Raw genomic sequence first — 22,798 nt, forward strand, 5'->3', positions numbered from 1 at the left:
CATTGGGGATTTTATTGCTTGGAACTCCCTAAAGCCGTTACTCACTTACTGTTTCTGCAGGCGTGGTAGATTCTGGGATGGGATTCGTGGATGAACCAAAGGCAACCCGTAAAAAAGGTGGGGCCAGAAAGGTTGTCAAAATTACCATGATAATAATTGACACCTCCAGAGGCTTATCCAAAATGCCGCTAGCTGATCCGATGCCGGCAAACACTAGACCCACCTCACCGCGTGGAATCATCCCAATCCCGATTGCCACTCGATTGATGCCGGGTTGTCCAAACACTGCCCAACCTGTGATCAGCTTGCCGATAATCGCCACTGCAATCAAAAACGTTGCAATCAATAGTCCCGCCCGATTCTCTGGTAACGCCGGGTTTAAAACACCGAGGTCGGCACGCGCTCCCACTGTCACAAAAAAGACAGGTACCAGTAAATCGGCGATCGGTTTGATTAATTCATCTAACTCGTTCCTGGGATCGGTTTCATCGAGTACCAAACCCGCAGCAAAGGCACCCAAAATCGCTTCGAGGTGAATGGCGTTACCTAAAAATGCCATGAAGAAAGCGAAGATGAATGCTGGAATCACAATATTTCCACGGGTTTTGAGCTGCTCTACGATCGCCACAAAACTTTTGTTAAAGACACCCCCCAACAAAATTGATCCAATCAAGAATGCCGTAGCACTGACAATCAAATAAATGACATTGGCAACATCAATCTCACCGGTTTTGGCTAAACTGGCGACTACAGCCAAGACAATAATGCCGAGAACATCATCAATCACCGCCGCGCCAACAATGATTTGCCCTTCTTTGGATTTGAGTTGACCTAACTCTGACAACACTTTAGAAGTAATGCCAATACTCGTTGCCGTTAACGCAGCACCCGCAAAAATCGCTGGAATGGCTGCGACATGAAAGAGTATCATTAACCCTGCCGTACCTGCCGCAAAAGGTGCCGCGACTCCGACACAGGCGACAACCGTGGCTTGAATTCCCACTTCCTTCAGTTGCCGCAGATCGGATTCCAGTCCGATTTCAAACAGCAGAATAATCACGCCGATTTCAGCTAGAACTGAAATCACTTCACTTTGCGACTCAAAGATTCGGGTCAGCGCGTCCGGTGCCAATTGGTTCAATCCTTGCAGCGCCCTCATAATCACCGAGTCAGAGGCAGACAGCCCCCCTTCGGGAAAGATCACCAGGTGCAATGCCGAAACGCCAACAATTACACCAGCGACTAGTTCCCCCAGGACGGGAGGAAAATCCAAGCGTCTAGCGATCTCTGCACCGAACTTGCTGGCCAGATAAATCACCACCAGCGTCAGCAATACGCCAGACAAAATAATGGGTGAATCCTCAGCAACAACGGTCGCCAGGAATGGTATCGGAGTCATGAGAGCGGACATACCCCCAATGAAAGGAGGCAGAATGTTGGACAAAATCATGAGTTTAAAGCAATGAAGGTTAAGGGTTTGAGGAAGTTATAAAACTGCGGGGAGAATAAATTCTGCACCAGGATCAAGGTAGTGCGGACAGGAAACACGGTCACTCAAAAGCCGAGGTTATGACCTCGGCCTTTGGGGTCTGTGTCCTCTTGATGCAACAGTCGTCTGACCCACAGAAACTCGCAGCAATGACTTGCTTGTTCCTTTCGTGGCGCGTCATTTCGATTCAACAGCCGTCTGGCCCACAGAAAGTTCTCCCGTACAGTACCTCTGCTTCACAGATATAGATAATGCCCGCATAATCGGTGAAAAACTTGATTGCGACCTGATCTGCAATCTTCTCTGCCATCTCCCGATTTTCGGTGAGTACCTCGAACTTTACATTGGAATCGGTATCGGAAGTGTTGGGTTTACCCGTAGAGCGCACGTTGCGACTGCCTTTACCGCCAGTATCCACCACCGTATAACCGGTCGCCCCAGCTTCTTCAATGATCTTGGCGACCTTTTTCAGCAGAACCTTTTCTGTGACGATGACGAGCTTGTTGGCACGCTTGCTCATGTTATTTACCTCCTTAAATGATGTACATTGATCTACTTGGTCTGCCAGGTCAAGGAAGCGCCGACAGACCTCAATCCGCCTGGGATTAGCCGCCGATCGCCTGGGCAAGTCCGAGGAAGAACGGTATACACAAGCCGATCGCAACTGGCGTACCGACGGCTGTGGATGCGCCTATATAGGCGGATGGATTGGCTGACGGGATACCAGCTCGCAATGTGGGTGGTCCTGAGATGTCTGAACTAGAGGAGGCGATGACAGCTAGGATCACAACACCGCCCATGCTGAAGTTCATGGTGTAGTGGGCAATCATGCCGAGACCGAAGGCTATTAGCCCATGTACAAACGGTGCCACCACACTATATACAACGTACCACTGGGCTACCTTACGCAGTTCACCAATTCTTGACCAAGCTTCCATCCCCATGACCAGCATCAAAATCGAAAGCAAGCCGCGAAAGGCGGGATCGTAGAAGCTTTTATAGACACTTTCCGGCTGGGTGAATAGTCCCAGAGCCAGACCTAACAACATTGCCGATAAGGCAGGACCCCGGAGGCTTTCCTCGATGATCGGCCATATCTTGACGCGATTATCCTCATCTCCCTTCTGCTGGCTGAGATACTCCTGACGGCTGCTGGGATAATCTTTTTGATCGGGATAATCACCAGCCGCAACAGGCTGCTCAGTAGAGTAGACTGCTTCTTTACGCTTCTTCTTGTTGAGGTAAATGTTGGCGATAACAATTGCAGTTACCAGCGCTGGGATATCCATGAAGGGATAGAGTGCGCCAGCCCATGCCTCATATGCCATCTTTTGTTCTTCCAGTACCGTCAGACCGGCAGCCATTGTAGAACCACTCACGGCTCCAAACAATCCCCCAGTTGCGATCGCATCAACGACTTTCACCTTTGGCAGCTTGGCTAACGTATAGCGCGAGATGAATACAATCGTAATCCCTGTTATTACAGCAAAGATCATGGGTAACACCATCTCAGTCAGATTGGAATTACGGATCGCAATTCCACCTGTTAGACCGATTTTGGTGAGCAGCATGAAGACGATGATCGTACAAATCGACTCAGGAATAACCAATTCGCTACCGAGGGCAGCAATGATCATCCCACCAATCAAAAAGGCGAGTGTTGGGGACTGCAATTGGGCAATGAAGTCCTTCACGAACAGCGACACAAAATCCACGAATACCTCCTTGTGCTTCCTCTGATGAGGAGTATTGCAATAAATGAACTAAATGAACTTTCAAGAGTTACTCTGAGTAAGAGTGAGGAGCTTCACCTTTACAGCGCAGGTGCTGTATGGGAACCTGTAGACGGGGCTGATAGTCATTAACCCAGTCGGTTCAGAAATTAACGTTGGCTACCGCCAAACAAGTCGGCAAAAAAGCCAACACAAACTGCCCTATAGAGTTCACCGAGGGAACCCGCCCTAGAGGCAGATCAGAAGGCCAGGGGTAACGAGACAATGGCAGCAATGATACCGCCGAAGATATCGCCTCGGAGGTTATTAAACCGGATGAGATTGGTGATTGCCATACTTGTGGTCAATGAACGGTAGATCGAACTAATTGGAAGCGCCCCCTTTCATAGAAAAGATCGGCTACGAATAAAGATTCAGTTGGAGAATGAAGTCTGGCATCGGCAATCAGACACTCAAAAAAGTCTCAACAACACAATGTTGAGGATGATTGTCGAGCGATTTCAAGCTTTAAAAAACTAAATCGTAATATTTAAATTATTTGGATGTTTTTAACTTTACGCTACTATGGGTATTCGTGCTTAATGGATGATTAAGATAAAAATATTGTTTGCATAGAATTTTTCTATGGTTATTAGACCAATTTAAAAAAAGAATGCGACAAATACACAGCCCCAAACGCTTGTTCTGTCTTTTCGTACTCCTGCGGAGAACCCTTACCCCCACGGGGAAGCAAGCTACGCGGTAGCGTTGCAAAGGGTATTTTGTTGGCGTACCCTTTCGGAGTTTTAGTGGTAATAGGTAATTATGGGATTTTCAGTACTCATTACCTATTTTCGTTTTCTTGCCAGTTGGGGTTGATAAGACTAGTTAAGATATGGTCTTGCCATTTACCATTAATTAATAAATAGTCCCTGGCGTAACCTTCCACAACAAAACCTAGTCTTTTGAGTACGTTGCCACTACGCTGATTATGGGGCATATAATGAGCCATAACGCGGTGGAAATTCAATTCTTCAAACACATAATCGGTAGCTGCTTTTAAAGCTTCCGTCATATATCCTTTGCCTTGTTCAGTTTCTGCGAGGCTATATCCTACATAACAAAAATGGGCAGCGCCTTTAACAAAATTATTAAAATTTATAGTGCCTATAATTTCCGTCGGTCGCTTTTTGGGAAAGATAAATAGTTTTAAAGACTGGTCATGGATAAATTCTAAAAAATTATTTTCTAATTGATAGTGCCAATATTCTGCTGTAAAGAACTGGTCAACCCAAGTAGGATAGAATGGAGTGAGATAATCTTTATTCTCCAGAAAGTATTTGAGGATTTTGGGGATATCTTCTTGGATACCTATACGTAATATTAGGCGATCGCTAGCAATTATCGGTAGTTCTGACTTCATAACCTAGATGGGAAATTCTACACCTTCATCTATGTTAATAATTAGCGATCGCTTTCTGGTACATTGGCTGAAGTTCTCCAATTGACGAGATAGTTGAACTTCATCATTGAGAATTAAGCTAATAATCCTACTACCGTACCAACTTGACCACGATAAAGATTATATTTAGGCAGATTAACTATTAATGCTACTATACCCAACAACTTGACTGTATTTTTACTCATCTTCTATCGCTTCCGGATATTAAAGATCGGGTAATTGGAGTTGTTCGTATTGTGATATCACCTCTTCAATGACTTCGGCATCTACATCAGAGATATCGGATTTAGAGTAGATAGTTACCAGAATAATATTTTCAGGGGTTTTGAGGTAATAAATGACACGATAGCCACCCCTTTTACCTTTTTGAACATTGCTATTTTTGAGCCGGACTTTGAAAACTGTATAGTTTACACCAGCAATGCGATCGCCTGGAAGCTCACCTGCTTTGAGTTGTTCGATTAAGGGTTGGAGGTCAGATCGAATTTGACGATAGCGTTTGACAAGGTCACGGAGGTCACGTTTGAAGCGCGGGGTGAGTTCAATTTGGATGGATGATGGGTCAGTCAACATCAATACCTTCCCACATTTCGGAGAGGGGGATCGTTTTTCCGGTAAAAGCTTCGTGTAACCCTTGGCGAATACCTTCTATAACAACTTCAGTGGGAGTATCGTCAATATCTTCATCAGGTTCATCTTCGGAAATCAGTACAATCACTCGCACTCGACGAGTAGAAGGTATAGCAAGTGGCTGATCAAGAGAGAGTTGTCCTTGATCGTTGACGGTAGCAGTAGTTTCGATCGCTTTCATGGGTTTTCAGGGATTGGGGTTGAGTTAATTTGCCAGATTGTCATAGCGATACCATAACAATCTTAAATTTGGAGTTTCACCCCAAGGATGTACATCTTCTAATGAACAAAGACTGAAATCAAACAGCATAAATCAAAGTCAACTCAGGACTCACAAATGATATAAATCTTACTCGCCGCTATTGTCGCTTTCTCCCTAGCTGCTTCCACGTTCTCTGCTTTGGCTAAAGCTACACCCATGCGGCGGTAAGGATGTGCTGTGGGTTTACCAAACAGTCTAATATCTACATCTGGTTCGGCTAAGGCTTCAGCTATCCCTGTAAAGGCAACTGCATCTAATTTTTCTGATGCTAAAATTACGGCACTGGCGCAGAAACCTAACTGTTCTATTTTAGGAATTGGTAGGCCGAGAATTGCCCTAAGATGTAACTCAAATTCGTTCAAGTTTTGTGAAATTAATGTCACCATGCCTGTATCGTGGGGACGGGGTGATAGTTCGGAAAAGATTACTTCGTCTTTAGTTATAAAAAACTCTACCCCAAATATACCCGCTCCGCCTAAAGCATCGGTAACGGTTTTGGCTATGGCTTGCGCCTTTAATATCTTATCTTCACTTATGCCTGCTGGTTGCCAAGATTCTTGATAATCGCCTCGTTCTTGGCGGTGTCCGATGGGTGAACAGAAAATTGTGGGTGCATTCCACTGTTTAATGGTGAGGAGTGTGATTTCAATTTCAAAGTTGATAAATTCTTCGACTATGACTTTTTGACTATCACCACGAGAATTAGCGATCGCATAATTCCAAGCTTTTTCTACTTCCTCTTTTGTAGTAACTACCGATTGTCCTTTACCTGAGGACGACATCACAGGTTTGACTACATTGGGAAACCCTATCTTATCAGAAACAGCAATCAATTCTTTTAAGGTGAGCGCATAACCATATTTCGCTGTTCTAATACCTAATTCTTCATGGGCTAATTCCCGAATGCGATCGCGGTTCATTGTATAGTTTGTAGCTGCCGCAGTGGGGATGACAGTGATACCTCTGTCTTCAAATTCCTGTAGTTTCTCGGTTCTAATTGCTTCAATCTCTGGTATGATAAAATCAGGTTGATACTTAGTGACTACAGCTTCTAAATCATCAGCACTAAGCATTGATATTACTTCACAACAATCAGCAACCTGCATCGCGGGTGCGTTGGCGTAGCGGTCAACGGCTATCACATAATTACCAAGACGTTGAGCCGCAATGACAAATTCTTTGCCCAACTCACCTGACCCCAATAACATTAGTTTTTGGGGTAGCATAATTGCCTTACTCATGCACCTTTCCCAGATAAATAAAATCCAGCAGCCTAATAGTTAATACTGCATTTTAATTATCATCTGCCAAGTAGTTGAACTTAGCTCCACGCAGTTGTAAATCTTTACGTTGCTGCTTGGTTAAACCATTACCAATACCTAATTGACATTCATCTACAAGGGTATCTAACCAAACAGTTCCATTGAGAGTTGCACCTCTTAAATCAGCTTTTCTTAAGTCAGCTTTTGTGAAATTCACAAAAATTAGATCAGCATTTAATAGGCTACTTCCTTGTAAATTTGCCTCTGACAAATTACCTCGAATTAAACTTACTTCGTCTAAATTTAATTCAGATAAATCCGCACCAGAAAGATTGGGAAATTTCATCTGTCCGGGATTTTGAAAGAAGCGAATCACACAATCAACGTTGCTGTCATTCAAACGGATTTTAGATAAGAACTTGAAACGACCTAAGCCTAATTCTTGCAGAATTTGTAGGCGTTCTGATGGACTCTGTTCTAAAAAATGAATGGACTGAGAGCGGATGTCTTGAGTATGAGGATTGATCATGATCATTGTTTGGCACTATATCTAACTATTGGATGCACGGCTAAAGTTATCAATAGCCCGATGAAAAGCACTAACCTGAAAACCTAGTCAAACTTCCACTCAGACAAAGAGTAACATCTGATTGTCAATATTAAGGCGAACTTTTGGTAAACTCAGTGGCCGAGTTTTTAAAGAATTGATTTGTGTTGGCAATTCGGGCATCCTTTAATGCCAGGTTTGATGGTAGATTCTGCTTTCGAGCTATCATGTTGCGCTTACCCACTCTCGGAAGACTCTATCTCCGCTAATTCTAACCAGCGCTCAGTCGCTACATCAATTGCTTGCTTTAGCGCTTCTATTTGTTCGTAGAGTTTTTGTACTTGGGTATAATTGCCGGGAGGGACATGAGTTAGTGCTTGCTCGGCTTGGGTTTTTTCGTCCTCTAGTTGAGCAATTTTGCCTTCTAACTCGGTAAATTCCCGCTTTTCCCAATTGGATAGTCTACGCCGTTTTTTAGTTTCTACATCTTTAGTTTGCGATGTAACTTTTGTTTCTGGGGAATTTTTTGTCTTTTCTTTAGTGTTAAGTGTTGCTTGTTGTGCTTCCTCGGCTTTTTTGTAGTCTAGATAAACTGAATAATTACCTGGATATTGCCGCAAGTTTCCACCTTCTTCCAAGGCAAATATTGTATCAACAGTACGGTCTAAAAAGTAGCGATCGTGGGAAACTACAATCACGCTACCGCTAAAATCTTCCAAGTAGTCCTCTAAGACTGCTAGTGTTTGCACATCTAAATCGTTTGTCGGTTCATCTAAAATCAAGACATTGGGGGCGCTGATGAGGATACGCAGGAGAAACAATCGGCGTTTTTCACCACCGGATAGTTTATGAATTGGTGCATACTGTTGATTCCCTGGAAAGAGAAAGCGTTCTAACATTTGGGAAGCAGTAATTTTTGTCCCATCAGCTATCTGAACAAATTCCCCTTCCTCTTTAATGTAGTCAATCACGCGCTGATTTTCATCTACAGCTGTGAGTAATTCTTCAGAATGTTGGTCAAAATAACCAATGTGGATGGTAGAACCAATTTCTACTTTACCGGCATCGGGTTCTATACGCCCGGTAATGATATTCATTAAGGTAGATTTGCCAGCACCGTTACCGCCGATAATGCCGATGCGGTCTTCTGGGCTAAACTCGTAGGTAAAATCTTTGATTAAGATGCGGTCATTATAGGCTTTAGAAATGCTGTGTAAATCAATCACTTTTTTGCCAATGCGGCGGCTAACTGTGGAGATATCCACTTTACCTTGAGTTTGTTTAAACTCAGTTTCGCGCATAGCTTGGACGCGTTGAATGCGGGCTTTTTGTTTGGTACTTCTGGCTTTGGGGCCGCGCTTGAGCCATTCTAGTTCTCGCCGCAATACACCTTGATGTTTGCGTTGGGTACTAATGGCTGATTCTTCCGCTAGGGCTTTCTTTTCCAGGTAGTATGAGTAGTTACCTGCATAGCTGTAGACATCACCTCGGTCGATTTCGATGATGCGGTTGGTAACTTTATCTAAAAAGTAGCGATCGTGTGTAATCAGGAATAATGCCCCACGAAAGCGATTAAGATAGCTTTGTAACCATTCTACAGATAGAGCATCCAGATGGTTTGTTGGCTCATCCATCAGTAAAACATCTGGTTCTGCAAGTAAGGCTGTTGCTAAAGCTATGCGTTTACGATAGCCGCCAGACAAACTACCAATGGGCGCATCAAAATCAGTAATTCCTAGTTTGCTGAGGATAATTTTGGCATTGGTTTCTAACTCCCAGGCGTTAGTTGCGTCCATGCGCTGCATGACAACGGAAAGGCGAGACATGATTTGGCTATCTTCCGGGTAGTGAGCTAGTTTATCAGAAAGTTCTTCATACTCACGTACTAAGGTCATTTGTTCGCCACTGTCGGCAAAAATTTGTTCTAAAACAGTACGGTTTTCATCTAAGTCTGGCTGTTGGGGTAAGTAGATGATTTTAGAACCAGAAGTACAAAGAATTTGTCCACTATCAATAGATTCTATGCCGGCGATCATTTTTAATAAAGTGGATTTGCCGGAACCGTTTGTACCTATTAAGCCAACTTTATCGGTAGCATCTAAACTAAAGCTAGCATCTTTTAAAATTTCTTTGATTCCAAAGTCTTTTTTAACTGATTGTAATGTGATGACGCTCATAGCAATTTTAAAAGATACTGTTTAGCTCACGCCCAGGTGCAAAGGTCAGAAGATTTGAGGAGGAAGAGGTACGCTTATTGAGTGTAGCGTACCTCAGATTAAATCTAAACTTTTAAACAAATAGGTCGAGGGGTAGATGTCCATACATTTCGTTGATTCCTCCTTCATAGTAAGATTGGCATGATACTAGAACACCGCGATGATGCCCTGCGTAGGAGTCGAGATAACACAGACCATTTTTGCCATTTAATTTAATGTAGACTGGGCCTTCAACTACAGGTAGATCAATAGGAACTTCATAACCTAAAGCGTGAGAGTAGGTTTTCATAGCTAGTAGTCCTTCGTCGGCTGTATCGGCGCAAATTCCTAATATTTGATAGTCAGAAAGTTTGGTGATCAAAATCAATGCCCGACGAACTGATTCTTTTTCTGATGGCTTGAGAATCGGGGCGATATCTAAGCAGTTGAATTTATTGAGGATTTTTTTCGCGTCGGCGGTGGTAAGATTGGGATGATTGGGCATTGACATAAACTACTTTATTATGTTCCTAAGTTGTGTTTGTGTGTGAGTAGACAATTAGTTTAAATTTTGGGTGTTCCCTAAATTAAAGATAAAGGGTACACTGCCCTGTGATTCTCCACCCATGACTAGAACTTTGGGCATTTGCGCGCCACCAGTTTTCCAGGCTTCTATGGCTTCTTTTTGCAGTACTAATTGCCCACCTTGGGCTTTGAGAGTTTCTGCTAAAAGTCTTTGGGCTTCTGCCTTCCCTTTGGCTCGATTAATTTCTGCTTGCGCTTCTTGTTCGGCTTCTCGCGCTACGTAAACGGCTCTTTGGGCGCGTTGTTCAGCAATTTGTTTTTCTTCTACGGCTCTGGCAAATTCCGGCGAGAAGGTCAAGTCAACTACGCTAGTATCTAATACTATTATTCCATATTTATCTAGGCGATCGCCTAAAGCATTATCGAAGTCTTCTTTTAATTCACTCCGCTTGGTAATTGCTTCTTCCACGGTTCTTCTAGCCGCAGCGATTTTAAATGCTTCTTGTGTTTGGGGCGCGATAATTTTCGAGACGATATTTTCTAAAGTTCCTTGCTTTCTTCTCACATCTACCACCTGAATGGGATCTAAGCGAAAGTTAATAGCAAACCTAGCAGACAAATTTTGCAAGTCCTTGGTAGAACTTTCTGCTGGTACTTCAAATTTTTGGACGGTGAGATCATAAACATCTATGGCCGAAATCAAAGGCGGCTTCAAGTGAATTCCCTCTAGTAACGCCCCATCCCTAGCTTTCCCTAAGATACTCAACACTCCTGCCTGCCCTGGATTGATAATAATAAAGGAATTTAACCCAATAATCACAATTATTGCCACCAAAATTCCGAAAACAGTAGTTTGCCAATTTCCCAATTGCTGGTTTTTCAAGCTTGTTTCTCCGTAGTCATTAGTTGAAGGTTAAATGTTGACAGTCCATAGTTAATAGTTCTCTTCTCTTCCTACCCTTCGCGTAGCACCTCGTCGAGAAGACCGTGTTGTCTTACACCATGCCCCCTGTCTCCACTCTGTGGTAATATCAGTTGCACACAACTTGCAACGGCTGTGGCTATAGCATCTCCATCTCACCGGGTATTACAAAGGCGTAGACATTCTGCACATCCTTTACAGCGCCTGTTTGACTATGGATACCAGTATCGTCAACAAATGTTGTTGGCGGTTGGTTGTTCAATTCTAAATAAGCTTTTTGATTTAGCTCCACCAGCTTTAATTGGTATGGCGGTGGATGTGGTAGTTAAGCAGCAGGATTCTATCATTGCTCAGTTGGGAATAAAAGATATCTTTGGGCAATTTTTAATTGTGGCGCTGCTCACAGTCATCACTTGGATACTAGAGTCATTTTTTGAATATCGCTATCGCGTGTTATGGCGTAACCTAGCACAGAATATCCAGCATAACTTACGTTTGGACGCATATAGTCACCTACAAGAATTGGAATTGGCTTATTTTGAAGAACGTAGCACAGGTGGTTTAATGTCTATCCTCAGTGATGATGTTAACCAACTAGAACGTTTTTTGGACGTGGGCGCTAACGACATTATCCAGGTAGTCACGACTATTGTAGTCGTTGGCGGTGCCTTCTTTATTTTGGCTCCCAGCATAGCTTGGATGGCTATTTTACCAATGCCATTTATTCTGTGGGGTTCGGTGGCTTTCCAGAAATTGCTAGCACCACGTTACGCCGATGTAAGGGAAAAAGTAGGGTTACTCAATGGGCGTTTGTCCAATAACCTGAGTGGTATCACCACAATTAAAAGCTTTACGGCGGAAGAGTATGAAAAAGGGCGTTTAGAAATAGATAGTTCCGCTTATCGTCAAAGTAACACAAGAGCGATCGCCTTATCTGCCGCTTTTATTCCCCTAATTCGGATGCTAATTCTCGTAGGATTTACCTCATTGCTGCTATTTGGGGGTATGGCAACCGTTGCGGGGAGAATGTCCGTAGGCGCTTATAGTTCATTAGTATTTTTAGTCCAGCTACTACTTTGGCCTTTAACTAGATTGGGGGAAACTTTTGATCTTTATCAAAGGGCTATGGCTTCCACTAATAGAGTGATGGAGTTGTTAGATACTCCAATTACAGCGTATACAGGAAATATTGCTTTACCTGTAGAAGAAGTACGCGGTGCAGTGGAATTTAACAATGTTACTTTTGCCTATAAAGATAGATTACCTGTAGTTAAACATTTATCTTTGAAAATACCCGCAGGTAATACTATTGCTATTGTTGGTTCTACTGGTTCTGGTAAAAGTACTTTAGTGAAACTGCTGCTGCGCTTGTATGAAGTGCAAGCTGGGAAAATAACCTTAGATGGGATCAATATAGAAGATTTAAAGCTACGCGATGTACGCCGTAGTATGGGTTTAGTTAGTCAAGATGTATTCCTATTTCATGGCACGGTCGCTGAGAACATAGCATACGGTACTTTCGATGCGACAGAACAAGAAATCATCACTGCTGCCAAGATAGCAGAAGCGCACGAATTTATTAGCCATCTACCCCAAGGTTATGAAACAATTGTGGGAGAAAGGGGGCAAAAGTTATCTGGGGGACAAAGACAACGAATAGCCATTGCACGGGCGGTTTTGAAGAATCCACCGATTTTGATTTTAGATGAAGCTACCTCGGCAGTGGATAATGAAACAGAGGCAGCAATTCAGCGATCGCTCGAACGAATTACCATCAATAGAACTACAATTGCGATCGCTCACCGTCTTTCCACAATTCGCAATGCTGATTGTATATATGTCATGGAACATGGACAATTAGTGGAGTCAGGAACCCATCAAGAATTGTTAAACAAGGATGGAATATATGCTAGTCTCTGGCGTGTGCAGAGTGGTTTGAAATGAGTAATAACTGTTGACCAATGACTAATTATTTATGATGTTTGGTAGTACTAAGTCGGAATCAGGTGATAGTAAGTGGCGTGGCCAGTTAGATAGGTTTGTGAAAGAAAATCAGCAAGATTTGGCTGCACTTTTTTGGGGGTTATGGTTAGAAAATGGTGATAGCCAAGGTACTATCGGTATCGATTTACAGCCTACACCACATTTTGTTTACTGCCCGCAAGAGGCTGTAGAGAAATTAAATAATAATGTAGAAAATCGACTCCAAGAACTTTTGGGAATTATTGAACATAATCAACCAGAAATTGAAGTCTTGATGATTGGTATTGGTAGAGGTGAAATCAAGTTAATTCAGTTTGCACCAGAACCCCCGCCACCCCTCTGTTTTGAGCAAGTCGGGAAGGATGTAGATGGGTTGTTGGAATTATTAGAACAGCGTATGAGTGGTCAGATTGTGGTTTAACGTAGATAAATTTGCACCTTGGTAGAATAGCAAGACTACGATGACCTACCATCGCCTATTACTTGCTACGTCATGGTAGAATTTTCTCTGACAAAATTAATTCAGTAGAAGATTTATCAGATGTCGATACCGGAAATTACGCAAACTCTCTTACAGGCGAAGAAAGACCAAGGACTCAGCTTTGCTGACTTAGAAGCAATTTTGGGGCGGAATGAAGTATGGATTGCTGCCTTATTCTACCGCCAAGCAAGCGCATCAGAGGAAGAAGCTAAGTTACTGGTGGAAGCATTGGGATTAGACCCCAGCTATATTCAACATTTAACTGAATATCCAATCAAAGGCTTGGGGCCAGTTGTGCCTACAGACCCACTGATTTACCGCTTCTATGAGATTATGCAGGTGTATGGCTTTCCGATTAAGCAAGTCATTCAGGAAAAGTTTGGCGATGGAATTATGAGTGCAATTGACTTTACCTTGGATGTGGAAAAAGAAGCAGACCCAAAAGGCGATCGCGTTAAGATTACTATGTCTGGTAAATTCTTACCTTACAAAAAGTGGTAGTCTTTGACTCATCGCAATAGTTAAAATGTCGCTTGAACTCACAACAAACAACAACCATAGAATTAACTAATTTTATACCTTCCTATACTCAGCAACACGGAGCAGTATATTTAGGCGACTGTTTAGAAATTATCAAGTCTATCCCCGACAACAGTGTTAACTTAATCCTCACTTCACCACCATTCGCTTTAACGCGTAAAAAAGAATACGGTAACGAAAGCGCAGAAAAATATATTGAATGGTTTTTACCTTTTGCTGACGAATTTAAGAGAGTCTTAGCAGAAAATGGTTCATTTATTTTAGATTTAGGTGGCGCATATCTTCCAGGGAATCCTGTGCGGAGTATTTATCAATACGAACTGCTAGTGAGATTATGTAAGGAAGTTGGATTTTTTCTGGCTCAGGAATTCTATCACTACAATCCTGCACGATTACCTACCCCGGCTGAATGGGTAACTATTAGAAGAGTCCGTGTCAAAGATGCAGTAAATATTGTTTGGTGGCTATCAAAAACTCCCAATCCCAAAGCAGATAACAAAAAAATTTTAAAGCCCTATAGCCAGAGTATGAAGCGATTACTCAAAAAAGGTTATAAAGCGCAAGTTCGTCCTAGTGGACATGATATTTCTGATAAGTTTCAAAAAGATAATCAGGGTGCAATTCCCCCAAATTTGCTAGAAATTGCTAATACTGAATCCAACAGTACTTATTTACGACGTTGTAAAGCAGCAGGGGTTAAACCACATCCAGCTAGATTTCCTCAGGGGTTTGCTGAGTTCTTCATCAAATTCTTGACTGATGAAGGGGATTTAGTATTAGACCCATTTGCAGGTTCTAATACTACTGGGTTTGTTGCTGAAACTTTCCAACGTCGTTGGATTGCTGTGGAAATTAATCAGGATTATGTTCTGGGAAGTCGCTATAGATTTAGTGAATAGTCAGCCACTACAAAAAATTCCAAAATTGGAGTCCAGAAGCACAATTCCCATAAACAATTTAGGGGTTTGTATCCTTACTCTTGTTCGCTTAATAGCCAATCAATTGTGTATGAACTTGTGACTATTAACATAGAGCAAACAAATTTATATTTCACCATTAACTTGCATTTGATGAACCTTGTCTGCTAACTCTTGACGACCTTGATCGTCAAGTTTATCTATTGCTAACATTCCCATGAGAATTACCTCTTTTAGGGTTAAACGGGTAGAATGTGCCTGTTTCTGCACAATCTCTTTAATAATTGGACTAACACCAATTGCTGTACTAGCTCTAGCCACAAAATTATGGGGAATCATCAATCACTGCGACTAAATCTTAGCACTTTATCCTGGTTTCTTCTATACCAATAGAAATTTATTTAAATGGATGAAGATGAATATTTACAAGTTTTGATACGGAAGATATGCTGGAATTAAGTAGTAATTATTACATATATCATAAGGCTAGTAATAATACTTAGTTAATGACCTATTAATACAGTCTGTTAACATCAGTACAATCATTTTTACTAATTCAACCGCAAGACGTGCTTTAAAGAATTGGTGAATTGTTAAATATGATCTCGTTAACCTAGTTTACAGAACTATACGGTTTCAATAAAAATAATATTTTAACAACAGTAAAATTCCTGAATGTAGGAAATCAAAACTGTCATAGAACAAAAAAGTACACAGAGGAGACATAAAGTGATGAGGGATTCTTATCTGTTGGCAGTAGGCTTGTTAACAGGATTGACACTACCAGCATCAGCTCTACCACAGATATCGAATATCCTGCCAGATAATTCTAGTTTCGCATCGGATATAAAACAAAGTTCACCGGAGGTGATTACCGAGGATATATCTTTATCCCCATTCAGTAACCAACTATCACAGGCGTTTGAGAGCTTACCACAGGATGCAGATGAAAAAAGCTTGCCTACGCTTTTTAACGTATCCTTCCCCGAATTTAGCAGTCAACCTTTGTCACCATCTAAAGCCTCTCAATCAACGAATGGCGAGAAAAATATTCCCGGTGCTGATATACCTTTACTGCAATTTACCAATCAAGAATCATCAACACCCATAAACTCATTCTTTAACCTCAATCCCCAGCCGACTAACCAACTATTAACTTCTGGTAATCAACTTTACTATTACCGATTAGCTGCACTGAAAACAGGTCAGATTTACACACGCCAGGATGGTGATAGTGACCAATCATTACGAGATGCGACTCAAAAGCAGCAACTAACTTATGACGATTGGAAAAGTCTATTGGCTCTAGAGGCTAAAGCGATCGCTCAAGGTCAAGGTAAAAACCGTCTTAGTATCCTTGTCGGGGATTCCTTGAGTATGTGGTTTCCTAGAGAAAAGCTACCATCTGGTAAGTTGTGGCTAAATCAAGGTATATCCGGAGACACTTCCACTGGTATCGCCAATAGATTGACAGCGTTTTCATATACGCGTCCTGATGCTATCTACATCATGGCTGGGATTAATGACCTACGAAAAGGAACCAGCGATGAAGTCATTTTGCGTAATCATCGGCAGATGGTTCGGAGATTACGGCAGTCTCACCCCAGAACTCAGATTTTTATACAATCTATATTACCTACTAACCTACCAACAATTTCTAATAGTCGGATTCGGGAAATTAATACAAAACTGGCTCAAATTGCTAAGAAAGAAAAAGTAAATTATTTAGATATTCATAGTTGGTTTGCAGACGGTGATGGCAATTTACGTTCTGATTTAACCACAGATGGCTTGCATTTGTCGGCTGATGGTTATGATGTGTGGCGATTTGCTATCCAACAGGTAGAATTCAAACTCTCTCAAAACAAAAATGTTGACCGTTAATACTAATTATCTATGAAGTTGCACCAAATAAATGATGTAGAGACTTTGCACGCACCGTCTCTACAGTCCAGAACAAAGCACATCTTCATTAAGAGACGGTATAACAGTCAATATTTAACAGTGAAGCGTCAACAAAAACTACCGTAATTGATACATTTATGGAAGTTACTGATCAAGATTTTCTTACCATCCGATCTGTGATTGAAAGCCAATTAGCAGCTTTTCAACAAGATGATGCACCAAGTGCTTTTGCTTGTGCTACCCCAGCAATTCAAGAGCAGTTTCAAAACGCCGAGAATTTCCTGCGGATGGTGAGTATGAGTTATCCGGCGGTGTATCGTCCACGCTCAGTTTTCTTTGAAAACGTTACCACAATTCAGGACAATATCACTCAACCAGTATTGCTTTTAGCACCCGATGGTGTTCCTCTCAGGGCTTTGTATTTTATGGAGAAACAACCAGATGATAGTTGGAGGATTAATGGTTGTATTCTCGTTTCTGTGGAAGCAGAGACTTTTTGATAATTGGTGACTAGACCTTTATTGGGGTATTCGCCTGATTGATGACTTGGTTTAATTTACCACTGCGATAACCTTCTAAATCTAAGGTGACGTAGATAAATCCCAACTCTTGGAATGCGTTGACTACAGAGGGTAAATCTGTTGTTAAGACAAAATCTTGGATTTTTTCTGGTGGTAATTCAATCCGGGCTGTATCTTCTTCAGAACGGACACGCAAATTTTGCCAACCTAACTTCCTAAGATAAATTTCGGCTCTACCTACCCGTTGCAATTTGGCTATGGTAATTTCCTCACCGTAGGGAAAGCGGGAACTCAGACAAGGCTGGGCTGGTTTTTCCCACCAAGGTAAGCCTAATTGCTGAGAAAGCTGTCTGACTTCTAATTTAGTCACACCAAATTCTGCTAAGGGCGATCGCGCACCTCTTTCCTTCGCGGCTTGAATCCCTGGACGATAATCATGCAAATCATCAGCATTAACCCCATCGACTACGTAGGGATAGCCCATCTCTAAAGCCAAAGGTTTGAGGGTATCGTGTAATTCGCTTTTACAAAAATAACAACGATTGACGGGATTCGATGTGTAATTGGGGTTGTCCATTTCGTGTGTTTGGACAACTTTATGAGGAATACCAATCGTTGCGGCTTGAATTTTCGCGTCTTCTAGTTCCTCTGGTAACAACGAAGGTGAAACCGCAGTCATAGCCAAAGCGCGATCGCCCAACACATCATAGGCTATCTTCGCTACCAAAGTACTATCAACACCCCCGGAATAGGCAATTAAAGCCCGTCCCATTTCTGTAAATAAGGCTTTTAATTGCTCAAGTTTTTCAGTTAACATCATTCCCAAATCCTGCCAAAACCCTATAGCAATATTTTAGTCATTGGTCAGTTGTTAGTTGTTAGTTGTCGGTTGTCAGTTGTCAGTTGTCGGTTGTCAGTTGTCATTGGTAATTAGTTCTTCCTCCCAATCCCCAATCCCCAGTCCCCAATCCTCAGTCCCCAATCCCCAATCCCCAATCCCTAAAGCTGACTATACTTAGCCACCAGACTGGCCAAAAGATTTAAATCTATGGGTTTAGAAATATAGTCGTTGACTCCAGCAGATAGACAGATAGAGCGATCGCCTTTCATCGCCATCGCCGTTTGGGCAATAATAGGAATCTGTTGATATTGAGATTTTTCTCGCAACTGCTTGACTAAATCTAAACCATCACCATCTGGTAACCGAATATCCATTAAGATAACTGCTGCTTGTTGTTGGTCAAGAATGCCCACATTTCATGGGCATTCTTGACCCAAGTAACGTTATATCCCAACTTAGACAAGTGAGTTTGCATCAATTCACCATTGGGTAAATCATCCTCAACTAACAAAATTTCTTTTGAACTTTTAGGTGTCAAAGATGCAGGAGATGTCGTTTCCTCATCCTCCATATCTTCTCCTACTAATACTTGTCCATTCTGTTGTAGAGGCAAGATAATAGTGAAGCGGGAACCGTGATCAACTTGGGATTCTACTTCTACAAAACCATTGTGAATTTCTGCCAGTTTACGAGTCACCACTAAACCTAAACCAGTACCTTCATGTTGGGCAACTGAAGAATTAGGAATTTGGAAATATGGTTGAAACAGTAGCGCCAGATTTTCTGGAGAAATACCGCTACCAGTGTCCCAGACTGTAAAGTGGATCAATGACTCTCGCTGTGTCACCTTTAAGCCAACAGTGCCTTGATTAGTAAATTTGAGAGCATTAAATAACAAATTCAAAAGCATCTGTTTGAGCCGCAAAGGGTCAGCAACAAAAGTCTTGATATGGGGATCTAATTCCAAAGACAATTTCACCCCTTTATTTGCAGCCTTCTCCTTGATCAGCGTTAATACATTTTGACAAAGTTCAGGTACATTCACCTTTTCCCACTGTACTTCTAACTGATTCGCTTCAATCTTCGAGAGATCCAAAATATCGTTAATCAGAGCCAATAGATGTTTACCACTAGATTGAATAATATTTAAATATTCATGATGGCGCTCTCTCGTTGGATCGTAACCTTGCGCTAGAAGCAGGTGAGTAAAACCAATAATCGAACTTAGGGGTGTGCGAATTTCATGACTTGTATTGGCTAAAAACTGATTTTTCAGTTGATTAGTCCGCTCCAATTCCTGATTAGAAATACCTAAACTTTGAGATTTCTGCTGCAAAGATTGGATTTTTTTGAGATGTGCTAAGGCTTTCACACATTGTTCGGCCGATCGCTCCATGAGTTGCGTATTCAGTTGAGGATGTGGTGCTGTGAATGCGTTTTCATGAGGCTTTGAGTTATCTGTCGCCAGAAGTAACCACCCGATCACACCATCAGCATCATCCCTTAATTGCCAAGCTTGTGGAGGTTGTTGCTTTTCTAGTTTTTGTAAATCTGTAATTTTGATCGCTTCTTGCAATTGCAACCGCAGTTTTTTCCCGTCTTTGGATATTTCTTCTAAGAGTGGAGGTTGACAGCCTAGAGATAGAGGGCGAGAAATATAGTAAACTTTACCAACTGCTGCTTGCGGTTGCAACAGAGCAATACCCACAGCACACAAAGGAAAACCCACATTGCTATTGTTTAAAGCAATGTCTAGTTCATTAACCACTGTTTGGAAAATATCCGCTTCTGTGGTTCTTGTGGGAACACTGTTGAAAGCAGACTCTAAGCAATTAAGCAGGCGTGTCTGTAGCTGGTTCAAGCTGCGTTCCAGCCATAACTCAGCGCAAAGCTGCTGACTTTTTGCCAACAGAGTCGGCGTTGTGTCTATCGATGAGTTGTGTTCTGGTAAGCTTGAATACTGCTGCATGGTCAACTAGACCGTTTAACAACTTGAGTTTTGCAAAAAATGCAAACACGATTCTATGTATATTAGCTCACAATTCTTTTTTGTCGATAAATCATAACTTATAGTACTGATTTTCGGTAATAAACTGGGAATTTTTGTTGTCAATCACCACTTTCTAAATAACTATAGATTAGCTTATTTAATTAGCAATATGGACATACAAACGATTCAACTGATTGTCAATGGTATTGCGGTAGGTAGCATTATCGCTCTTGCGGCTGTGGGACTGACTTTAACTTATGGAATTTTACGGTTGTCTAATTTTGCCCACGGTGATTTCTTAACTTTAGGGGCTTATTTGACTTTGTTGGTCAACACTTTTGGGATAAATATTTGGTTATCGATGATAGTGGCAGTAGTGGGAACGGTGGGAGCAATGTTACTGTCAGAAAAATTGCTATGGTCTAGGATGCGCTCGATTCGAGCTAATTCCACTACTCTTATTATTATCTCAATTGGGCTGGCATTATTCCTGCGTAACGGGATTATTTTAATTTGGGGCGGCAGAAACCAAAATTATAATTTACCCATCACCCCCGCCTTAGATATTTTTGGTGTGAAAGTACCACAAAATCAATTGCTTGTGTTGGCATTAGCAGTATTATCCATCGGCGTACTGCACTACCTCTTACAAAACACAAAAATTGGTAAGGCGATGCGTGCTGTTGCTGACGATTTGGATTTAGCCAAGGTTTCTGGGATTGATGTAGAGCAAGTAATCTTTTGGACTTGGCTAATTGCCGGCACAGTTACCTCTTTAGGTGGCAGTATGTATGGCTTAATTACGGCAGTACGTCCTAATATGGGTTGGTTTTTAATTCTGCCACTATTCGCTTCCGTCATCTTGGGCGGTATTGGCAACCCTTACGGTGCGATCGCTGCGGCTTTTATCATTGGCATTGTTCAAGAGGTGAGTACGCCTTTGTTAGGTTCCCAATACAAACAAGGTGTAGCCCTATTAATCATGATTTTGGTGTTGCTCATTCGTCCTAAAGGTTTATTTAAAGGCACGATGTGAGCAACACCATTCCACTTAGTTTGGGGACTGGGGATTAGGGTCTGGTGAGACAGCGCTGCGGGAGGTTTTCCCGAACCAGGCGACTGCAAACACGAAGGGGGATTGGGTAAAACTTTTCCCCCTTCCTAGTCCCTATTCCCTACTTCCCCAATTGAACTATTGAATAATGTGGAAATAATAAGCTGCTACCAGAAAGTTAACACCTAGTAGCAACAGCGCCCAAGCTGTACGAAAAGTATAGGGGGGTTTAGCGCCTGTATTGGCAACTGCGGGAGTTTTGGCTTTAGCCATAAATCGGTTCTCCTTATGTCATGACTTTTTCAGAAATACCAAACAGAGGACACAATTGCCCACATTCTTTAAAAATATTTGTGTGAATCGCAAATTAGGGGGTGTTGAGTAGAGAATCTGGAATTATTCCTGTTCCTCCCCCAATACGTTTCGGTTAAGGGATTTATTGGTTAAGGCAGGCAGGGGAAGTAAGGGGAAAACAGAAGTAGGGGAAGAGAAAAATTATGAAAATAAACTTCTTTCCTCCCCTGCCTCCTCTGCTTCCTCTGCCTCCCCTGCTTATCCGAACGGTATTGGTTCCTCCCCAGCATGATAGGAACTGCGAACTAGTGGACCCGAACGGACGTGGCTAAAGCCCATTTCTCTGGCTAGTTTGCCCAGATGTTCAAATTCTTCTGGTGTCCAATATTTTTGGACTGGTAGATGTTCTAGGGATGGGCGCATATACTGACCTATAGTTAGGCGATCGCATCCTATAGCCCTCAAGTCTGTCATTGCTTCGACTAGTTCAGCAACTGTCTCGCCATGTCCCACCATTAAGCCTGATTTGGTGGGAATATGGGGGTTGAGTTCTTTGACAAGAGAAAGAACCCGCAAAGAGCGATCGTATTTAGCACCCCGGCGGACTGGCCCAGTTAAGCGACGCACTGTCTCAATGTTATGGTTAAAACAAGCTGGTTGCGCCTCTACAATCATTTTTAGGCGCTGGCGTTGTCCGGCTTCCCCTGCACCTGCACCACCCCAAAAATCCGGTGTCAACACTTCAATTTGAGTACCCGGATTTAGTTGACGAATTGCCTGCATAGTTTTGACAAAGTGGCTTGCTCCCTGATCTGGTAAATCATCACGAGCGACAGAAGTAAGTACTACATAACGCAGTCCCAAAAGTTGTACCGCTTCTGCCACCTTTGCTGCTTCCTCTGGGTCAATTGGCATTGGTGCATGACCCTTATCGACTTGACAAAAAGCACAAGCACGGGTGCAGGTAGGCCCCATAAGTAAGAATGTAGCCGTTTTTTGGGCATAGCACTCACCCCGATTCGGGCAGCGACCTTCTTCACAAATTGTATGAATTTGACGCTGCTTAATAATGCGCTGTACTGTTGACAGTTCACTAGCTTTGCCAATGGGACGGCGCAACCAACTGGGCATTGCCGTGATTTCCGACTTAAACTGAGCAGGTTGTGAGGCAGTCATAGGCTGGTAAATAAAAATAAATCTCTATTGGACTTACGCACTAAAATTGTCGGTTGAGACTGGGTGTGGGGGTGTAGAGGTTTAGGGGTG

23 protein-coding genes and 2 pseudogenes are annotated in these 22,798 nt (G+C 42.3%); 7 read left to right on the forward strand and 18 right to left on the reverse strand.

Annotation, left to right across the window (positions count from 1 at the left end):
• Positions 1–37: 37 nt before the first annotated feature.
• The 13 genes and pseudogenes from ACM5QX_RS18155 to ACM5QX_RS18215 all read right to left on the reverse strand — a co-directional run bounded on the left by ACM5QX_RS18155 (position 38) and on the right by ACM5QX_RS18215 (position 10,967).
• Positions 38–1,399 carry a cation:proton antiporter gene (locus ACM5QX_RS18155; RefSeq protein WP_414754803.1) on the reverse strand — a complete coding sequence of 454 codons (1,362 nt, stop codon included), beginning with the start codon at positions 1,397–1,399 and terminating at the stop codon, positions 38–40.
• A gap of 277 nt (positions 1,400–1,676) precedes the next feature.
• A complete protein-coding gene (locus ACM5QX_RS18160) occupies positions 1,677–2,009 on the reverse strand; it encodes a P-II family nitrogen regulator (RefSeq protein WP_011319770.1) in 333 nt (110 codons plus the stop codon).
• Positions 2,010–2,094: 85 nt separating this feature from the next.
• Positions 2,095–3,204, reverse strand: coding sequence for a sodium-dependent bicarbonate transport family permease (locus tag ACM5QX_RS18165; protein ID WP_011319769.1), 1,110 nt, complete (start codon positions 3,202–3,204; stop codon positions 2,095–2,097).
• 138 nt (positions 3,205–3,342) lie between these two features.
• A pseudogene (locus ACM5QX_RS18170) lies at positions 3,343–3,557 on the reverse strand (SulP family inorganic anion transporter); the annotation flags it as partial.
• 488 nt (positions 3,558–4,045) lie between these two features.
• Positions 4,046–4,624 (reverse strand): GNAT family N-acetyltransferase, encoded by a 579-nt coding sequence (locus ACM5QX_RS18175; RefSeq protein WP_414754804.1) that lies wholly within the window; start codon positions 4,622–4,624, stop codon positions 4,046–4,048.
• Between the two features lie 113 nt (positions 4,625–4,737).
• The gene (locus tag ACM5QX_RS18180) at positions 4,738–4,848 is read right to left on the reverse strand and encodes a DUF4926 domain-containing protein (protein ID WP_414754805.1); all 111 of its coding nucleotides are present in this window, start codon (positions 4,846–4,848) and stop codon (positions 4,738–4,740) included.
• A gap of 19 nt (positions 4,849–4,867) precedes the next feature.
• Positions 4,868–5,236: a type II toxin-antitoxin system RelE/ParE family toxin gene (locus ACM5QX_RS18185; protein ID WP_414754806.1), complete on the reverse strand. Its 369-nt coding sequence runs from the start codon at positions 5,234–5,236 to the stop codon at positions 4,868–4,870.
• Positions 5,226–5,474, reverse strand: a complete 249-nt coding sequence (locus ACM5QX_RS18190; protein ID WP_414754807.1) for a hypothetical protein — start codon at positions 5,472–5,474, stop codon at positions 5,226–5,228. Before ACM5QX_RS18190 ends, ACM5QX_RS18185 begins: the two co-directional genes overlap by 11 nt.
• Positions 5,475–5,617: 143 nt before the next feature.
• A complete protein-coding gene (purT, locus tag ACM5QX_RS18195; protein WP_414754808.1) occupies positions 5,618–6,796 on the reverse strand; it encodes a formate-dependent phosphoribosylglycinamide formyltransferase in 1,179 nt (392 codons plus the stop codon).
• Positions 6,797–6,848: 52 nt separating this feature from the next.
• On the reverse strand, positions 6,849–7,352 hold the full coding sequence (locus tag ACM5QX_RS18200; protein ID WP_010995470.1) for a pentapeptide repeat-containing protein: 504 nt from the start codon (positions 7,350–7,352) through the stop codon (positions 6,849–6,851).
• Positions 7,353–7,600: 248 nt separating this feature from the next.
• Complete coding sequence (locus tag ACM5QX_RS18205; protein WP_414754809.1) at positions 7,601–9,541, reverse strand: ABC-F family ATP-binding cassette domain-containing protein; 1,941 nt, start codon at positions 9,539–9,541, stop codon at positions 7,601–7,603.
• Positions 9,542–9,653: 112 nt separating this feature from the next.
• Positions 9,654–10,070, reverse strand: coding sequence for a DUF1824 family protein (locus tag ACM5QX_RS18210; protein ID WP_011319761.1), 417 nt, complete (start codon positions 10,068–10,070; stop codon positions 9,654–9,656).
• 48 nt (positions 10,071–10,118) lie between these two features.
• On the reverse strand, positions 10,119–10,967 hold the full coding sequence (locus ACM5QX_RS18215; protein ID WP_041456237.1) for a prohibitin family protein: 849 nt from the start codon (positions 10,965–10,967) through the stop codon (positions 10,119–10,121).
• Between the two features lie 174 nt (positions 10,968–11,141).
• On the opposite strand from ACM5QX_RS18215, the gene ACM5QX_RS18220 reads away from it, so the two are divergent.
• The 4 genes from ACM5QX_RS18220 to ACM5QX_RS18235 all read left to right on the forward strand — a co-directional run bounded on the left by ACM5QX_RS18220 (position 11,142) and on the right by ACM5QX_RS18235 (position 14,909).
• The gene (locus tag ACM5QX_RS18220; RefSeq protein ID WP_414754810.1) at positions 11,142–12,950 is read left to right on the forward strand and encodes an ABC transporter ATP-binding protein; all 1,809 of its coding nucleotides are present in this window, start codon (positions 11,142–11,144) and stop codon (positions 12,948–12,950) included.
• 31 nt (positions 12,951–12,981) lie between these two features.
• Positions 12,982–13,410: a hypothetical protein gene (locus ACM5QX_RS18225; protein WP_414754811.1), complete on the forward strand. Its 429-nt coding sequence runs from the start codon at positions 12,982–12,984 to the stop codon at positions 13,408–13,410.
• Between the two features lie 120 nt (positions 13,411–13,530).
• Positions 13,531–13,971: a cyanase gene (cynS, locus tag ACM5QX_RS18230; RefSeq protein ID WP_414754812.1), complete on the forward strand. Its 441-nt coding sequence runs from the start codon at positions 13,531–13,533 to the stop codon at positions 13,969–13,971.
• A 32-nt stretch (positions 13,972–14,003) separates the two neighbouring features.
• Positions 14,004–14,909 carry a DNA-methyltransferase gene (locus ACM5QX_RS18235; protein ID WP_011319756.1) on the forward strand — a complete coding sequence of 302 codons (906 nt, stop codon included), beginning with the start codon at positions 14,004–14,006 and terminating at the stop codon, positions 14,907–14,909.
• Between the two features lie 144 nt (positions 14,910–15,053).
• Here the strand turns inward: ACM5QX_RS18235 and ACM5QX_RS18240 are convergent, their stop codons facing one another.
• Complete coding sequence (locus ACM5QX_RS18240; protein WP_011319755.1) at positions 15,054–15,266, reverse strand: hypothetical protein; 213 nt, start codon at positions 15,264–15,266, stop codon at positions 15,054–15,056.
• Between the two features lie 393 nt (positions 15,267–15,659).
• On the opposite strand from ACM5QX_RS18240, the gene ACM5QX_RS18245 reads away from it, so the two are divergent.
• Both ACM5QX_RS18245 and ACM5QX_RS18250 read left to right on the forward strand, forming a co-directional pair.
• Positions 15,660–16,811 carry an SGNH/GDSL hydrolase family protein gene (locus tag ACM5QX_RS18245; protein ID WP_414754813.1) on the forward strand — a complete coding sequence of 384 codons (1,152 nt, stop codon included), beginning with the start codon at positions 15,660–15,662 and terminating at the stop codon, positions 16,809–16,811.
• 158 nt (positions 16,812–16,969) lie between these two features.
• A complete protein-coding gene (locus tag ACM5QX_RS18250; RefSeq protein WP_011319753.1) occupies positions 16,970–17,332 on the forward strand; it encodes a DUF4864 domain-containing protein in 363 nt (120 codons plus the stop codon).
• A 10-nt stretch (positions 17,333–17,342) separates the two neighbouring features.
• On the opposite strand, the gene larE is transcribed toward ACM5QX_RS18250, so the two are convergent.
• Positions 17,343–18,173 carry an ATP-dependent sacrificial sulfur transferase LarE gene (gene larE, locus ACM5QX_RS18255; RefSeq protein WP_414754814.1) on the reverse strand — a complete coding sequence of 277 codons (831 nt, stop codon included), beginning with the start codon at positions 18,171–18,173 and terminating at the stop codon, positions 17,343–17,345.
• Positions 18,174–18,352: 179 nt separating this feature from the next.
• Positions 18,353–20,163 (reverse strand): annotated as a pseudogene (hrmK, locus tag ACM5QX_RS18260) (hybrid histidine kinase/response regulator HrmK).
• A gap of 190 nt (positions 20,164–20,353) precedes the next feature.
• Here hrmK and ACM5QX_RS18265 point away from each other — a divergent pair.
• Positions 20,354–21,220, forward strand: a complete 867-nt coding sequence (locus tag ACM5QX_RS18265) for a branched-chain amino acid ABC transporter permease (RefSeq protein WP_414754815.1) — start codon at positions 20,354–20,356, stop codon at positions 21,218–21,220.
• Positions 21,221–21,376: 156 nt separating this feature from the next.
• Here the strand turns inward: ACM5QX_RS18265 and ACM5QX_RS18270 are convergent, their stop codons facing one another.
• Both ACM5QX_RS18270 and lipA read right to left on the reverse strand, forming a co-directional pair.
• Positions 21,377–21,511, reverse strand: coding sequence for a photosystem I protein PsaX (locus ACM5QX_RS18270; protein ID WP_011319749.1), 135 nt, complete (start codon positions 21,509–21,511; stop codon positions 21,377–21,379).
• A 279-nt stretch (positions 21,512–21,790) separates the two neighbouring features.
• Complete coding sequence (gene lipA / locus ACM5QX_RS18275) at positions 21,791–22,708, reverse strand: lipoyl synthase (RefSeq protein WP_414754816.1); 918 nt, start codon at positions 22,706–22,708, stop codon at positions 21,791–21,793.
• Positions 22,709–22,798: the final 90 nt, after the last annotated feature.

It is taken from the genome of Anabaena sp. CCY 9910 (assembly GCF_963920875.1).
In the GTDB taxonomy this organism is placed as follows: Bacteria; Cyanobacteriota; Cyanobacteriia; order Cyanobacteriales; family Nostocaceae; genus Trichormus; species Trichormus variabilis.

Excerpts from the sequence above, each read along its gene's own strand:
- ACM5QX_RS18155 (WP_414754803.1), bottom strand. The coding sequence starts at position 1,399 with ATGACTCCGATACCATTCCTGGCGACCGTTGTTGCTGAGGATTCACCC.
- ACM5QX_RS18160 (WP_011319770.1), bottom strand. The coding sequence starts at position 2,009 with ATGAGCAAGCGTGCCAACAAGCTCGTCATCGTCACAGAAAAGGTTCTG.
- ACM5QX_RS18175 (WP_414754804.1), bottom strand. The coding sequence starts at position 4,624 with ATGAAGTCAGAACTACCGATAATTGCTAGCGATCGCCTAATATTACGT.
- ACM5QX_RS18180 (WP_414754805.1), bottom strand. The coding sequence starts at position 4,848 with ATGAGTAAAAATACAGTCAAGTTGTTGGGTATAGTAGCATTAATAGTT.
- ACM5QX_RS18185 (WP_414754806.1), bottom strand. The coding sequence starts at position 5,236 with ATGTTGACTGACCCATCATCCATCCAAATTGAACTCACCCCGCGCTTC.
- ACM5QX_RS18190 (WP_414754807.1), bottom strand. The coding sequence starts at position 5,474 with ATGAAAGCGATCGAAACTACTGCTACCGTCAACGATCAAGGACAACTC.
- purT (WP_414754808.1), bottom strand. The coding sequence starts at position 6,796 with ATGAGTAAGGCAATTATGCTACCCCAAAAACTAATGTTATTGGGGTCA.
- ACM5QX_RS18200 (WP_010995470.1), bottom strand. The coding sequence starts at position 7,352 with ATGATCATGATCAATCCTCATACTCAAGACATCCGCTCTCAGTCCATT.
- ACM5QX_RS18205 (WP_414754809.1), bottom strand. The coding sequence starts at position 9,541 with ATGAGCGTCATCACATTACAATCAGTTAAAAAAGACTTTGGAATCAAA.
- ACM5QX_RS18210 (WP_011319761.1), bottom strand. The coding sequence starts at position 10,070 with ATGTCAATGCCCAATCATCCCAATCTTACCACCGCCGACGCGAAAAAA.
- ACM5QX_RS18225 (WP_414754811.1), top strand. The coding sequence starts at position 12,982 with ATGATGTTTGGTAGTACTAAGTCGGAATCAGGTGATAGTAAGTGGCGT.
- cynS (WP_414754812.1), top strand. The coding sequence starts at position 13,531 with ATGTCGATACCGGAAATTACGCAAACTCTCTTACAGGCGAAGAAAGAC.
- ACM5QX_RS18240 (WP_011319755.1), bottom strand. The coding sequence starts at position 15,266 with ATGATTCCCCATAATTTTGTGGCTAGAGCTAGTACAGCAATTGGTGTT.
- ACM5QX_RS18245 (WP_414754813.1), top strand. The coding sequence starts at position 15,660 with ATGAGGGATTCTTATCTGTTGGCAGTAGGCTTGTTAACAGGATTGACA.
- ACM5QX_RS18250 (WP_011319753.1), top strand. The coding sequence starts at position 16,970 with ATGGAAGTTACTGATCAAGATTTTCTTACCATCCGATCTGTGATTGAA.
- larE (WP_414754814.1), bottom strand. The coding sequence starts at position 18,173 with ATGATGTTAACTGAAAAACTTGAGCAATTAAAAGCCTTATTTACAGAA.
- ACM5QX_RS18265 (WP_414754815.1), top strand. The coding sequence starts at position 20,354 with ATGGACATACAAACGATTCAACTGATTGTCAATGGTATTGCGGTAGGT.
- ACM5QX_RS18270 (WP_011319749.1), bottom strand. The coding sequence starts at position 21,511 with ATGGCTAAAGCCAAAACTCCCGCAGTTGCCAATACAGGCGCTAAACCC.
- lipA (WP_414754816.1), bottom strand. The coding sequence starts at position 22,708 with ATGACTGCCTCACAACCTGCTCAGTTTAAGTCGGAAATCACGGCAATG.